The organism is Amycolatopsis thailandensis, from assembly GCF_042723255.1.
GTDB lineage: Bacteria > Actinomycetota > Actinomycetes > Mycobacteriales > Pseudonocardiaceae > Amycolatopsis > Amycolatopsis thailandensis.
In genome coordinates this window covers 22,587-36,634 of the sequence record NZ_JBHXJK010000026.1, presented here as the reverse complement: position 1 = coordinate 36,634, position 14,048 = coordinate 22,587, and the positions used below count along the sequence as shown (strand labels likewise).

Here is a 14,048-nt window from a genome sequence, read left to right as displayed (position 1 = left end):
CCGCTCCGGGCGCCTCCGGTTTTCGGCTCTCCTGAACCTGACCGAGTGTGTCATGAGGGGTCCCCATAAGACATTTTTCGTCCTATGGGGACCCCTCATGACACTCGTCGGGTCCGGATCAGGTCAGGATCGCGCTGTCCGGGATCTCCGTGTCGTTCTTCAGCGCGTCGAACAACAGCTTCGACTTCGTCTTGTCCCAGTTCTCCGCCGAACCGCTGGTCACCGGCACGGTCGTGGTGACCACGCCGCCCGACGAGATCCCGCGCATCGCCAGTGCCAGCCCCACCAGGTTGTGCACGTGGTCGCCCGAGTCCATCGTCAGCGCGTCGGGCGCGGTCGACAGCAGCGGAAACAGCGAGAACGGGTTCAGCAGCGTGCCGGGGCTGCCGATCTCGCTCACCAGCGCGCCGATGAACTTCCGCTGGTTGGCGACGCGGTCGAGGTCCGACCGCGGGGTGGCCGCGCTGTGCCGCATGCGGACGAACCCGAGCGCCTGCGGGCCCTGGAGGTCCTGGCAGCCCGGTTCGATCTTGATCCCCGTCATGGTGTCTTCCATCGGCTTCTCGACGCACATGTGCACGCCGCCGATCGCGTCGACGATCTTCGCGAACCCGCCGAAGCCGATCTCGGCGTAGTGGTCGATCCGCAGGCCCGTGGCGCCTTCGACGGTCTGCGCGAGCAGTGTCGGGCCGCCGATCGAGAACGCCGCGTTGATCTTGTTCTTGCCGTGCCCCGGAATGGCGACCTGCGAGTCGCGCGGGAGGCTCAGCAGCGTCGGCTTGGTGCTGTTGTCCGGGACGTGCGCGACCATGATGGTGTCGGTCCGCTTGCCACCGCCCGCGGCCTTGGAGTCACCGGTGACCAGTTTCTCCTGCTCCTCGGGCGTCAGCCCGTCCCGGCTGTCGGAGCCCACGATCAGCCAGTTGGTGCCCTCCGCCGCGACGGGGCGGCCGGAGTAGTCGGCCAGCGCGTCGACGCGGTTGATGGAGAACTCCAGGTACACCCACACGCCGGCGAGGAACACCACGAACACGGTCAGCAACGTGAGCAGCACCTTGCCGAAGCCCCACCGCTTACGGCGCCGTGGCGGGCGCCCGTCGTCCATCGGGCGACGGGCGGGGGGCTCCGGACGGCGCGGAGGCGGGCCGGGCCGACGCTCGGCGCCGCCGTGCCCCATGGGCGTCGTCCGCTCGTCGTACGGGCTGCTCCCCCGGCCCGGCAGGGGCATCATCTGCGCGGGCTGATGCCGCCGAGGCCGGCCGGACGGCGGCATCCGTCGCCCTCGGTCGTCGCCTCCATACGTCATGCCGAATCACCCGTCCCGATTTCGCGTGTAGGGCCCAGTCAACCGCAGACCCTAGGTGAAGGACGTACGGCACCCCGCATCGGTTGGGTGGCTTTCACCGCCCGTTCTCGGCGAAGCCGAACTGATGAAGCTTGAGATACCCCGAACGGAACCCCGCTTCCGAGTACGCCAGGTAGAACTCCCACATCCGTTTGAAGACGTCGTCGAAGCCCAGTTCGGTGATGTCTTCCCACCGTTGGGTGAATCTCTCCCGCCACAACCGCAGCGTGCGGGCGTAGTCCTGGCCGAACTCCCGCACCCCGTCCAGCTTCAGCCGCGCGTGCTCCAGCAGGCCCTGTTCCACCGAGGTGGTCGACGGGATGAGCCCGCCGGGGAAGATGTACTTGTGCACCCAGGTGTACGACCTGGCCGCGGCGAGCATGCGTTCGTGGTCCATGGTGATGGCCTGGAGCCCGAGCCTGCCGCCCGGCTTCAGCCGCTTCCCGATGGTCTCGAAGAACGTGGGCCAGTAGGACTCGCCCACGGCCTCGATCATCTCGACACTGACCACGGCGTCGTACTCGCCGGTGGAATCGCGGTAGTCGCACAGCCGGACGTCGACCCGGTCGGCGTAGCCCGCCGCCGCGATGCGCTCGGTCGCCAGCGTCGCCTGCTCCTCGGAGATGGTCAGCGACGTGACCCGGGCCCCGCGCGCGGCCGCGCGGATCGCGAGTTCGCCCCAGCCGGTGCCGATCTCGAGCACCGTGCTGCCGTCACGGACCCCGGCGTAGTCGAGGACGCTGTCGATCTTGCGGTGCTGGGCGGCGGTGAGGTCGTCGTCCGGGCCGAACAAGGCCGACGAGTACATCATCGACGGGTCCAGGAAAGCGCCGAACAGATCGTTGGACAGGTCGTAGTGGCGATGGATGTTCGCCCGCGACCCCTCGATGGTGTTCTCCTCCTCCGCGGGGTGGCCGCGGTCGACGAACCGGCGGAACCGTTGCAGCAGCGGCGGAATGAGCGTCGCCATCCGCTCCGCGAACGGGGTCAGCACCTCGGCTAGCGCGTCGCTCGTCCAGTCGCCGACCATGTAGGCCTCGCCGAACCCGATCTTCGCGTCCACGCCGAGGCGATGGAAGAAGGCGGCGGGACGGTTGAGCCGCATTTCGGGCGCGTCCGGGCCGCCGGCGCCCAGCTGCGAGCCGTCGGGCATGCGCACGCGGACGTTCAGCGGGCGCACCGCCTGCCGGAACAACTGCTCGGCGATCCGCGCGCGGAACGGGGAATGCGGTGGGGTGGCCAATCCCGGCCACCGGGTTTCGTCAGGACTGGGCAGGCCGGCCGGACCTGCCGTCCGATCAACGCTCGACGTGGACATAGGTGCTCCCTCCCACCCGGTCTAGACCGGGATCCGCAGCCGCTCGGAGCTCGGCCGACCCCAGGCCGCGCTCACCGTTTCGTCAGTTCCCCCGGCTTCGATCAGCTCGAGAGTGAAAGCCCGTACGAGACGGTTCCAGACGCGAGACCTTCGTAGCATCGCGTGCCCTTCGCCGCCGATTTCAAACCGCGCGGACCGCGATGTCACCTTTTCGGCGCGTTCCGCGAAAGCGTGTGAGGCCACCGGATCGGTCATCCGGTCCTTGGTCCCGTGCGCGATCAGCACGACCCGGCCGCCGACGGCGCCGATGGGTTCACCCGGTGGTGTCCACGGTGCCAGGGCACAGACCCCGATGACAGCCCGATCGTCGGCGACGCGCAAGGCGACCCGCCCGCCCATCGAATGGCCGACCAGGATCACCGGCACCCCGGGGTGGTCCTCGTGGACGCGCTCCAGGGCCCAGCGCGCGTCGGCGAGCGCGTCGGTGCCGTGGTCGTTCCAGCCGTAGATCCGGTTGCGCAGGAGCCGCACCTCGACCCCGTGCCCCCGGCCCGCCCGGTGGACCGCCTTCGCCAGCGGCACCATCCGCTGGTACGCAAGCCGCCACGGCGCCACGCGGGCATGACTGTGCTCGGCGCCGCCGTGCAGCACCAGCACCACGGCTTTCGCCTGGCCTCGTGCCCGCCAGGTCCGCACCGCGGGATCAGCCTCGCTCACCCTGGGTCCTCCAGTCTCCGCATCCCCGGCCACAGCGATCGGGTCAACCTCGATCATGACCCGATGTATTCCACTTCTGCCATTGGTCCACGCGATACATTCGTCGCTGATCTCCAGACGGAAGGGCGGATGTGGTGAGCACCACCGAACGTTATGCAGACGTCGCCGAACGGCTCGCGGAGGCCGAACGGGGTAACGCGGAGCAGATCCGGAAGTCGGCGGAGCTGATCCTGGGGGTCATCAGGGCCGACGCCCTGGTGTTCACCGCCGGGGCGGGGCATTCGCTGGCGGCGGTCGCCGAGACCTTCTACCGCGCGGGCGGGCTCGCCTGCGTGTACCCGGTCTATCACCCCGAACTGCTGCCACTGCACGGCGCGCAGCACAGCACCAAGACCGAACGCCGCTCCGGGCTCGCCGAAGAGGTGCTGGCCGAACGCGCGCCGGGGCCGGACGACCTGCTGGTGGTGTTCTCGACCTCGGGCGTCAACCCGTATCCGGTCGAACTGGCCGCCGGGGCGCGGGCGCGCGGAGCGTCGGTCATCGCGGTGAGCTCGGCCGCGTCCGTGGCCGCGGCGCCGAAGCGCGCGGCGACGACGCTGATCGAGGAAGCGAGCATCGTGCTCGACTCCCACGTCCGTCCCGGCGACTCGAGCTACCCGCCGGACGCGCCGCGGACCGCGCCACTGTCCACAGTGATCAACGCGTTCCTGTGGAACCTCGTCCTCGCCGAGGTGGTGGACCTGGGTGCGGCGCAGGGCGTCGACATCCCGCTTTGGCGCAGTTCCAACGTGGACGGCGGCGACGAGGCCAACGCCGCGCTGCTGGCGAAGTACGGCGCGCGGGTTCCCGCTCTCCGGTAACCGTCGCCCGCGCGGACGAGCCCCTCGACTCGTCCGCGCGGCACTTCGTCGGGCACACACGGACTGGCCCTCCCTCTCGGATGTCATGAAAGGGTCGTTCAGGACGAAAAACGTCTTGAACGACCCTTTCATGACACCTCCCACCGCGCGCGCTATGAAGGACGCTTTCATTGCAAAATTTGCTATGAAAGCGTCCTTCATAGCGTCCCTGAGGCAGGTCACGCCGCCGCCGGCTCCTCCGAGAACTGCGTCAGGTACAGCGTCGCGTAGCGCCCCTCCCGGGCGAGGAGCTCGTCGTGCGTCCCCCGCTCGACGATCTCCCCGTGCTCGATCACCAGGATCTGGTCCGCCGCCCGGACCGTCGACAGCCGGTGCGCGATGACCAGCGCGGTCCGCCCGTCCAGCGCGTCGGTCAGCGCCTCGCCCACGGCCGCCTCGGACTGCGAGTCCAGATGCGCGGTCGCCTCGTCGAGGATGACGACCTTCGGCTGCGCGAGCAGGAGCCGGGCGATGGTCAGCCGCTGCCGTTCCCCGCCGGAGAGCCGGTAGCCCCGCTCCCCCACCACGGTCTCCAGCCCGTCCGGCAGGTCCCGGATCAGCTCGGCCAGCCGGGCGCGGTCCAGCGCCGACCAGATCTCGGCGTCGGTGACTCCGGCCCGCGCGTACTCGAGGTTCGCCCGGATCGTGTCGTGGAAGAGGTGCCCGTCCTGGGTGACCACGCCGACGGTTTCCCGCAGCGACGCGAAACTCAGGTCGCGGACGTCCACATCGGACAACCGGACCGATCCCGCGTCGACGTCGTAGAGGCGCGGCAGCAGCGAGGCGATCGTCGACTTCCCCGCGCCCGAAGACCCGACCAGCGCCACCATCTGCCCGGGTTCGGCCCGGAAGCTGATGCCGTGCAACACCTCCTCACCACCCCGGTGATCCAAAGTGGACACGTCCTCCAGCGAGGCCAGCGAGTACCGGTCCGCCGCGGGGTAGCCGAACCGGACGTCGGCGAACTCGACCGAAACCGGGCCTTCGGGAACGCGGTCCGGGTCCGGCTTCTCTTCGATCATCGGCTTGAGGTCGAGCACCTCGAAGACCCGCTCGAACGACACCAGCGCGGTCATCACGTCCACCCGGACGTTCGCCAGCGCGGTCAGCGGCGAGTACAGCCTGGTCAGCAGCAACGCCAGCGCCACGACGGTGCCCGGCGCGAGCGCCCCGGTCAGCGCGAGGTACCCGCCCAGGCCGTAGACCAGGGCCTGCGCGAGCGCGGAGACCGTGGTCAGGCTGGTCAGGAACCAGCGCGTCAGCATCGCCGTCCGCACCCCGATGTCGCGCACCCGCCCGGCCCGCGAACCGAAGTCGCCCGCTTCCCGCTCGGGGTCGCCGAAGAGCTTCACCAGCGTCGCGCCCGGCGCGGAGAACCGTTCGGTCATCTGCGTGGTCATCGCCGCGTTGAGCTGGCCCGCCTCCCGCTGCAACCCGGCCATCCGCCGCCCGAGCCGCCGCGTCGGCAGGATGAACACCGGCAACAGCACCAGCGCGAGCAGGGTGACCTGCCAGGACAGGGTCACCATGACCACCAGCGACAGCGCCAGCTGGATCACGTTGGTGACCAAACCGGACAGTGTGGCGGTGAAGGTGCGCTGCGCACCGATGACGTCGTTGTTGAGCCTGCTCACCAGGGCACCGGTTCGGGTGCGGGTGAAGAACGCGACCGGCATCCGCTGCACGTGCCGGTACACCGCGAGCCGCAGGTCGAGGATGATCCCCTCACCGATCCTCGACGACTGGGCCCGTTCCGCCAGCCCGAGCCCGGCGTCGATCAGCGCCAGCGCCGCGATCACCACGGCAAGCCACACCACCAGCGAGACGTCGTGCCCGCCGACGATCGCGTCGACCACCTTCCCGGCCAGCACCGGCGTGCTCACCGCCAGCACCGCCGACACGACGGTGAGCACCAGGAATATCAGCAACCTTCGCCAGTGCGGCCTGGCGAACCTCGCGACGCGGCGGAGCGTGCCCTTGTGCAGCCCCTTCGGAACATCGGCCGACTTCATCGCCGAGTTCATCAGCGTCCACGTGTTGTCCATGAGAACCCTCTCTTCGCCCCCAAAACCTCGATATTAGTCGAGAGTTTTCCCGGATATAAGCATGACCAACACCCCAGGCAAGCGGATGCTTCCCGGTTTCCGCGTCCTCTTTCCGGCGGAGGTCGCCGCGTCGGTAGCCTGGGCCGGTGACCAAGGACCCGGACCGGCGACGACTGACCATCGACTTGGTCTTCTACACGGGCTGCCTGATCTTCGCCGTCGTGAACACGGCCGTCGCGGAGTTCTACGGCTATCACGTGTGGGCGAACTTCGCCGTGGCGGGTTACGGCCTCGCCGTGGTCCACACCAGCTGGCTGATGGTCGCCGCACGACGTGGCAGGCCGGTCGGCGCGCTCGGTTCGCGGTGGATCGGTATCGGCGCCATCGGCCTGTTCGCAATGATCCTTCCGTTGGGGATGCTCGTCATTCGCCGTCTGACCGGAGTGGACTGGCTCATCACGCCGGAGTCGTGGGCCGCCCAGCCCGAGGTCTGGGTGATCGAACGGTCGGCGAAACTCCTGCTGGAGAACGGAACCCCGTACGTCGACGTCACCGCGCTCGGTCGCGCGGTGGAGGTAAACGATTACACCCCATACGGTCCGGTGATGACCGTCTTCGGCCTGCCGCGCGCTCTCTTCGGCGGCGGACCGGTGGCCGACGCCCTCACCGACGCGCGCTGGATGTTCGCACTGGCGGCCGTCGCGTGTGTACTGCTGACGCTGCGGCTGCTGAAGTGGCCGAAAATCCCGGTCAGCGCCGCCCAGCTCGCCCTCGCCTGCCCGCTGACCGCGCTGACCTGGGCGGTGGCGGGCCCGGATCTGGCCATCGTCGGCCTGCTGGTGCTGTCCTTCGCGCTGGCCACGACCGGCCGCGCCGTGCTGTCGGGTCTGGTGCTGGCCTTGGTGGTCAGCGCGAAACTCATCGTCGCGCCCGCGATTGTGGTGCTGGGTGTCCTGTTGATCACGCGGCGTGGTCCTCGCGCACTGGGCGGATTCGCCGCGGCACTCGTGGTGACGACCCTCGTCCTGCACGTACCGGTCTATCTCGTGGACCCGAAGGCGTTCGTCGAGCACGTCTTCCGGTTCCCGATGGGAATCGGCATGATCAAGTCGCCGGCGGCGAGCCCGTTGCCGGGTCGCCTCATCGCTTCGCTCGGCCCGGTGGGCACGGCGGTTTCCTTCGCCCTGCTCGGCATCGCGGCCGTCGTGATCCTCGTCTGGCTGGTGCGCCGCCCTCCCGCGACCGGATCGGACGCGCTGACGCGCATGGCCGTCGGGCTCGTCGCGCTGATCCTGCTCACCCCGGCGACAAGGTACGGATATCTGGTGTATCCGCTGGTCCTGCTCGGCGCCAGGCTGGTCTTCCTGTCCGGTGAAACCCGTGAAACAGCGGTCCCTGGAAAGGGAACTGCGCCCCCCGCGCAGCAGTCCGCTACTTCTTCGTGACTACTTCTTCTTGACCCTGGTGGCACCGCCACGCCCGCGCAGCTGGACGCCGGACTCCGAGAGGACCCGGTGCACGAATCCGTACGAGCGACCCGTGGACTCCGCGAGGGCGCGGATGCTCGAGCCCTTCTCGTATTTCTTCTTCAGGTCAGCGGCCAGCTTGTCACGCGTGTTGCCGGTGATCCGCGCGCCTTTCTTGAGATCAGCCACGTCGATCGCCTTCCCGCCGAGAGTGTTCTGGGCCACATAACGGCCCCTGTCGCCGCAATGATCGAACACTGAGCGCCGGAATGCCAGACGACGAGCGCAAAACTGCTGAAACCGCGATCACATTGGGCCATTTCAGTGGCCGGATGGCATCGATCAAGCACCCGAACGGACGCAGGCCTCACGCAAGTTGGACAAGTTCCAGATAATCCGCAGACCAATGGTCTTCGGTTCCGTCCGGCAACAGGATGACGCGTTCCGGCTCCAGGGCCTCGACCGCGCCCGGGTCGTGCGTCACCAGGACGACGGCGCCGGAGAAGCTGCGCAAGGCGTCCAGGACCTGCGCGCGGCTGGCCGGGTCCAGGTTGTTCGTCGGCTCGTCGAGCAGCAAAACGTTGGCAGCGCTGGACACCAGCCCGGCGAGCGCGAGCCGCGTCTTCTCGCCGCCGGAGAGCGTGCCGGCGGGCTGATCGAGCTGCTCGCCGGTGAAGAGGAACGATCCGAGAAGGTTCCGGAGCTCCTGCGCGCCCGTGTCCGGCGCGAGGTGACGGATATTTTCCCACACGGACGCGTCGTGGTCGAGCGTTTCGTGTTCCTGTGCGTAATAGCCCAAACGCAATCCGTGACCTGGAATGGTCTCGCCGGTATCCGGAGTTTCCATTCCGCCGAGCAGGCGGAGCAAAGTCGTCTTTCCGGCACCGTTCAATCCGAGTACGACAACCTTCGAACCGCGGTCGATGGCGAGGTCGACTCCGGTGAAGATCTCGAGCGAACCGTAGGACTTCGAAAGCCCTTCCGCGGTGAGCGGGGTCCGGCCGCACGGGGCGGGCTCGGGGAACTTGATCCGGGCGACCTTGTCGGCCTGGCGGGTGTCGTCGAGCGCGGAGAGCATCTGCTCGGCCCGGCGGGCCATGTTCTTGGCGGCCACCGCCTTCGTCGCCTTGGCGCCGAGTTTCGCGGCCTGCTGCTGCAACGCGGACGCCTTCTTCTCGGCGTTCGCGCGCTCGCGGCGACGGCGCTTCTCGTCGGTGGCGCGCGCGTCGAGGTAGCGCTGCCAGCCCATGTTGTACAGGTCGAGCTCGCCGCGGGTCGCGTCGAGGAACCACACCTTGTTGACCACGTCGGCGAGCAGTTCGACGTCGTGGCTGATGACCACGAGACCGCCGTCGTGCTGCTTCAGGAAGCCGCGGAGCCAGTTGATGGAGTCGGCGTCGAGGTGGTTGGTGGGCTCGTCGAGGAGCAGGATCGTCTCGGACTTGCCGCCCGCGCCGGCTTCGGCGGCGGCGAACAGGATCCGGGCCAGCTCCACGCGACGACGCTGACCGCCCGAGAGCGTCTGCAGCGTCTGCGCGAGCACCCTGTCGGCGAGACCGAGGTTGGAACAGATCCGCGCGGCCTCGCTTTCGGCGGCGTACCCGCCGAGGGAGGCGAAACGCTCCTCGAGACGGCTGTAGCGGTTGACCGCCTTGTCGCGCTCCTTCTCGTCCACCAGCTCCGACATCGCGTTCTGCGCTTTTTCCATGTTGCGCAGCAGCGCGTCGAGGCCACGCGCGGAGAGCACGCGGTCCTTCGCGGTGACGGACAGATCACCTTCGCGCGGGTCCTGCGGCAGGTAACCGAGCTCGCCGCTGCGGCGGACCTCGCCGGCGTACGGCTCGCCCTCCCCCGCCAGCACCTTGAGCGAGGTGGTCTTGCCGGCGCCGTTGCGGCCGACCAGGCCGATCCGGTCGCCCTGCTGGATGCGGACGTTGGTGTCGTCGAGCAGAATGCGCGAGCCGGCGCGCAGCTGAAGGCCAGAGGCCGTGATCACGGGAACTCCCGGTACAAGGGGTGGATGAGCGGACAGCTTCGACTCGCCGGACGAGGCCGGCGAGGAGCTACTCCAAGAGGATGTCCACACGATCAGTGTACGGGCCGCTGTCGAGCGGTTTTATCCGACCGTGCCCGAGGTCACGGCCCGGACAGGGTGATTTCGACCGCGACCGCCCGCTCGGCCGCGTCGTCGAGCACCGTACGACGCGGTTCGGCGATGTCGAGGATCCGGGGTTCGGCACGCTCGAACAACGGCACGAGCCGCCTGTCTTCGCGCAGTGATTCCAGCGCCCGGCGGTCGCCGCCGAGGACTACAGCGTCCACTTCGGACAGTTGCGGCACGAGGATTTCGACCGCGTCCTCGGCGGCCGAGCGGAGCGCCGTACGCGCTTGGCCTTCCCGGCGCCGCGCGAACCGCTGTTGCGACCAACCGCCCGCCGCGGACCGGCCTTGGACGAGATGGCGGTCCGTCCTGGACTGGACGACCACTCCCCCGCGCGCGATCCCGACGCTGTGCCCGCCGCGGCGCACCAGCAGGAGCGCGATCCGCCGCGAGATCAGCGCGTGGTCGACGAGCGGACCGGCCGCCAGCCCGGCCACGGTTCCTTCGGTACCCAACGGTCCGAAAGGGACTGTCGCGATGGCGACGACGCCGTTTTCCGCGGTGACCGTGACGGCGTCCGGCTCGAAGCGCGTTTCGCGGACGCCTTCGTTTCGGACGGCGAAGCGGGCGTACCAGCCTTCGAGGCGGTCCGGGGCGACCTCGACGGCGCGTCCTCCGCCCGCCACCTGCCGCTCCCTCGCCATGGTCCCAACCTACGGGGTCGGAGCGGATCGGCAACCGTGCCGGAAAGGTGCGCTGCTTCCTCTGGTGTCGGGTGGGTGTGTGGTGTCCCGAGCGCCACGCTTGGCCCCAGCTCACAATTCCTCGGCCCGATAACACCGCACTCGCGAGTTCCGTCTTCACGCACGCGAGTCACGCCTCCAAGCACGCGAGTTCCGCCTCCGCGCCCCGTCCCCTCCAGACCGAAGTACATGAAGGCCCCCTTCCTGTACCTAGGCGCAAGGAAGGGGGCCTTCATGTACTTGGCAAGGCGTGAAGGCCTCCTTCCCTACTTTGAGGGTAGGGAAGGAGGCCTTCACGGACTTGGCGAGAGGGCTAGACCGGCTTCACCGGTCCGGTCCCGACCGACTTCCCGACACTCGCGGGCCGCTCAGCCACGCCGGGCTGAACGAAACCGTTGAGGTGCAAGGAGATCGAGCGGATCGACCCGGTGTCGCCACCGGCGACGTCCACCGCGGTGAACTTCCAGACACCGTCCGCCGCCGTACCGGTGGCCAGGCCACCGATCGCCTGCGCCGGCCGGTAGGTCCCGGTGAACGGGTTGTTCGCCGCGGTGACCGAGCTGAACGGGGTGGCCGCGTTGTCGGCGAAGACGACCTGGCACAGGTTGTTGCCCGAGCCGCCGTTGCGCTGGAACACGGTCGCCTTGGCGCCCGCGGGCGAGGTCAGCGTGCCGACCAGGTCACCGACGTACGAGTGGTTGATGCCCACCGTCGTCGACGTCTGGTCGGTGTTGCAGGTCGCCCCGTCCACCGAGAACGTCAGCTTCGACGCGCGCCCGATACCGCTGACCGTGATCGGCACGGTCACGCCGGTCGGGTCGCTGTCCGGGATCGCCACCGCGGCACCGGCGTAGGTGAAGTTCTGCGTCACCGGCGACGGGGTGCCGACCGGCAGCGAGAACGTCGACGTGGTCGGCGAGAACGAGCCCGCGAACGTCACGCGCGCGTTCAGCACCACCGGCACACCGAGTTCCTGCGTGGTGGGAACGGTGATGGTGAAGTCGTTCACGCCGGTCTGCCCGGGGCTGATCGTGCCGTACGACTTCGACCGCGGCGCCACCGTGACACCCGGGGTCGGGCTGGAGAGCACGACGCTGGTCGACGACGCGGTGCCGTCGCCGCGGTTGGTCACCGGCAGGGTCACCTTGGCGGTGTCGCCCGGGTCGAGCGCGGAACCGCCGTCGGCCGGGGTGACCGTCGGCTGGCCCGCGGTCGCGAGCGGCTGCGGGCTGGCGCCGGTGTAGGCGAGCACCTTGTCGGCGAGGATGACGCCAGCGCCGCTGGAGGGGTCACGGCCCGGGGCCAGGATGTCGACGGCGGTGTTGATCAGTGCCTCGCGCACCTCGGCCGGGGGCAGCCCCGGGTTGCCCGAAAGCACCAGGCCCGCGATCGCGGCGGCGTGCGGCGCGGCGGCCGACGTGCCGTAGAACGTGGTGAAGCCGGTGACGCTGGTGGACACGCCGTCGGCCGCGGTGATGTCCGGCTTGGCGCGGACCTCACCACCGGTGCCGGACACGTTGCCCGGGGTGATCGGGGTGCCGTCGGCCTGGTAGAACATCCGCCGCGGACCGTCCGAAGTGAACCGTTCGACCTTGGTGGTCGCGCCGAAGGCGGCCGGGAACGGGCCCGCCGGGTTGGCCGGGTCGCCCGGTTCGAGGGCACGCGGGAACGCCTTGGCCGCCGGGGCCGCCGCGACGCTGAACGCGTCCCGCGCGGCCGAGTGGCCCACGGTCACACCGGGTTTGGTGTAGGCCTTGAGGCCGTCCGCCGAGTCGGTGAAACGACCGCGCAGCGCGGACAGCGACAGGTAGCGGCCCTCACCGGAGAACTTGACGATGGCCAGCCGCAGTCCGGCGGCGCCCGTGGTGTTCACCCGTTCGTAGGCGTCCTGGGTGCCGGTCTGGACGTCCTGGCTCTGTGCGACGACGTTGCCCGCCGCGTTCAGCAGGTACAGGTCGTAGTCGTTGTTCGAGTGGCCCAGCGGGTCGGACCAGAACAGGGTGACCGGTACCGCCCCGGACGCGTTCGAGATCGGCTGGAAGATCTGGTTGCCCGCGGCACCGGCGAAGTTGTGCGCGGTGCCCGCGAACTTGCCGATGCTCTTTCCGGAGTCGACGAAGTCGCCTTCCCAGTGGCCCGAGGTGCCGTCGGCGACGTTGCCCTCGTTACCGGCCGAGGAGAAGTACAGCGCGCCGTTGGCGGTCACGTCGTTCACGGCCTGGGCGATGATCCAGTCCTGGAACGGGGATTCCTTGAAGTACAGGACGTCGTCCACGATGACGTCGCAGTGCGCCTCGAACCGCAGCTTGCGGATGTTGTCGGCGAAGCTGGCGTCGGAGTTGAACGCGCTGGCGAAACCGAGCGACGCGTTCGGCGCGAGATCGTGGATGATCTCGAGCATCGCGGTGCCCTCGTCGCCGGAACCCTCCTGGCCGGGGATCACGTCGACCCCCGCCGGGAGTTCGCCGCGCGCCTGCGAGGTCGCGAGCGAGTCGACGCCGTCGGAAAGCGCGCAGATCTTGGTGCCCACCCCGGTGACACCGAACTGCTGGCGCGCGGTGTCGGCGTTGTGCGCGCGGTCGCCTTCACTGGTGAGGGGCCCGGCGGCGATGCCGACCTGGCCCTTGGCCTCGACGGCTTTCTTCAGCTCGTCCGCGATCCGGGCGGCCTTCTCTTCCTTGCTCTCCCCCTTCGCCTTTCCGGCGGCGGAGGGCTCGGCCAGTTGCCGGGCGGTGAACGCCTCGTTGGCGGTCTCGATCCGCTTGACGTCGGCGCGGCCCGCGATCGTCGTGACCGCGTTCAGCGGCACTTCGGCGCGGACGCTGCCGTACCGCTGCGAGACCGCGCGAATCCCCGCACCGGATTCACGCAGGCTCTTCAGGAGTTCTTCCGAAACCTGGCCCCGGATGTCCACGAGTACGGTGCCGGCCGCGGAGACATTAGCCCCAGACCCCAGTGCGGGAACCGCGGAGGCCGACATGCGTTGAGCGCGGATCTTCTGTTCGACGACCAGCGTGCTGTCCACTTTGGACTCACTGGCCGTCTGACTCTTCTTGATCGACTGCAAGGCCTCGATCTGCCGGATGGTGTTCTCCGAGAACGCGTCCGGGGATTGGCCGGTTTCCGCCGCCGCGACGGGCGGGCTGACGAGGCCGAGCGCCGCGACGAGGGCGGCGGTGCCGGCGGTCAGGATCGATCTTCTTCTTTTACCAGAACGGGTTGGACGCACGTGCGCCTCCGATTCCTAGGCGCGTGCCCCGACTCACGCTGACCAACGCCGGCGATCACCGGCTGGATCAAGCTAAGTACCGGGCGTGCATCGGCGGCAGGCGCCGTTCGAGTGACATCGGATGGGAAATTTCCGGTTTCGGCCGCACGCCGTAGGCTGTTCAGCGTAATCGTATGGTCACAGTG

General features: G+C 69.0%; 10 protein-coding genes. 2 read left to right on the top strand and 8 right to left on the bottom strand.

What is annotated here, in order from left to right; genetic code table 11:
• Nucleotides 1–118 precede the first annotated feature (118 nt).
• From ACFWMR_RS13130 to ACFWMR_RS13120, 3 genes are all read right to left on the bottom strand, one after another.
• Nucleotides 119–1,306: an LCP family protein gene (locus tag ACFWMR_RS13130; protein WP_378279854.1), complete on the bottom strand. Its 1,188-nt coding sequence runs from the start codon at nucleotides 1,304–1,306 to the stop codon at nucleotides 119–121.
• Between the two features lie 94 nt (nucleotides 1,307–1,400).
• Nucleotides 1,401–2,663, bottom strand: a complete 1,263-nt coding sequence (locus ACFWMR_RS13125) for an SAM-dependent methyltransferase (RefSeq protein ID WP_093934137.1) — start codon at nucleotides 2,661–2,663, stop codon at nucleotides 1,401–1,403.
• Nucleotides 2,664–2,684: 21 nt separating this feature from the next.
• Nucleotides 2,685–3,380, bottom strand: a complete 696-nt coding sequence (locus ACFWMR_RS13120) for an alpha/beta hydrolase (RefSeq protein WP_378378507.1) — start codon at nucleotides 3,378–3,380, stop codon at nucleotides 2,685–2,687.
• Between the two features lie 131 nt (nucleotides 3,381–3,511).
• On the opposite strand from ACFWMR_RS13120, the gene ACFWMR_RS13115 reads away from it, so the two are divergent.
• On the top strand, nucleotides 3,512–4,240 hold the full coding sequence (locus ACFWMR_RS13115) for a sugar isomerase domain-containing protein (protein ID WP_005152167.1): 729 nt from the start codon (nucleotides 3,512–3,514) through the stop codon (nucleotides 4,238–4,240).
• Nucleotides 4,241–4,458: 218 nt separating this feature from the next.
• Here ACFWMR_RS13115 and ACFWMR_RS13110 read toward each other — a convergent pair whose 3' ends face one another.
• Nucleotides 4,459–6,324 carry an ABC transporter ATP-binding protein gene (locus tag ACFWMR_RS13110; RefSeq protein WP_378378506.1) on the bottom strand — a complete coding sequence of 622 codons (1,866 nt, stop codon included), beginning with the start codon at nucleotides 6,322–6,324 and terminating at the stop codon, nucleotides 4,459–4,461.
• Nucleotides 6,325–6,470: 146 nt separating this feature from the next.
• On the opposite strand from ACFWMR_RS13110, the gene ACFWMR_RS13105 reads away from it, so the two are divergent.
• Nucleotides 6,471–7,769: a glycosyltransferase 87 family protein gene (locus ACFWMR_RS13105; protein ID WP_378378505.1), complete on the top strand. Its 1,299-nt coding sequence runs from the start codon at nucleotides 6,471–6,473 to the stop codon at nucleotides 7,767–7,769.
• On the opposite strand, the gene ACFWMR_RS13100 is transcribed toward ACFWMR_RS13105, so the two are convergent.
• The 4 genes from ACFWMR_RS13100 to ACFWMR_RS13085 form a co-directional block, all read right to left on the bottom strand.
• Nucleotides 7,770–7,979 carry a helix-turn-helix domain-containing protein gene (locus ACFWMR_RS13100; RefSeq protein WP_003071237.1) on the bottom strand — a complete coding sequence of 70 codons (210 nt, stop codon included), beginning with the start codon at nucleotides 7,977–7,979 and terminating at the stop codon, nucleotides 7,770–7,772.
• Nucleotides 7,980–8,157: 178 nt separating this feature from the next.
• The gene (locus tag ACFWMR_RS13095) at nucleotides 8,158–9,786 is read right to left on the bottom strand and encodes an ABC-F family ATP-binding cassette domain-containing protein (protein ID WP_093934133.1); all 1,629 of its coding nucleotides are present in this window, start codon (nucleotides 9,784–9,786) and stop codon (nucleotides 8,158–8,160) included.
• A gap of 140 nt (nucleotides 9,787–9,926) precedes the next feature.
• The gene (locus tag ACFWMR_RS13090; RefSeq protein WP_378378504.1) at nucleotides 9,927–10,595 is read right to left on the bottom strand and encodes an acVLRF1 family peptidyl-tRNA hydrolase; all 669 of its coding nucleotides are present in this window, start codon (nucleotides 10,593–10,595) and stop codon (nucleotides 9,927–9,929) included.
• 352 nt (nucleotides 10,596–10,947) lie between these two features.
• Entirely contained in the window at nucleotides 10,948–13,827 is a 2,880-nt protein-coding gene (locus ACFWMR_RS13085; RefSeq protein ID WP_378378533.1) for a S8 family serine peptidase, read from the bottom strand.
• Between the last annotated feature and the right edge of the window lie 221 nt (nucleotides 13,828–14,048).

Bases quoted from the DNA above. Each gene is read 5' to 3' on its own strand.
- ACFWMR_RS13090 (WP_378378504.1), bottom strand. From the start codon at position 10,595: ATGGCGAGGGAGCGGCAGGTGGCGGGCGGAGGACGCGCCGTCGAGGTC.
- ACFWMR_RS13130 (WP_378279854.1), bottom strand. From the start codon at position 1,306: ATGACGTATGGAGGCGACGACCGAGGGCGACGGATGCCGCCGTCCGGC.
- ACFWMR_RS13125 (WP_093934137.1), bottom strand. From the start codon at position 2,663: ATGTCCACGTCGAGCGTTGATCGGACGGCAGGTCCGGCCGGCCTGCCC.
- ACFWMR_RS13110 (WP_378378506.1), bottom strand. From the start codon at position 6,324: ATGGACAACACGTGGACGCTGATGAACTCGGCGATGAAGTCGGCCGAT.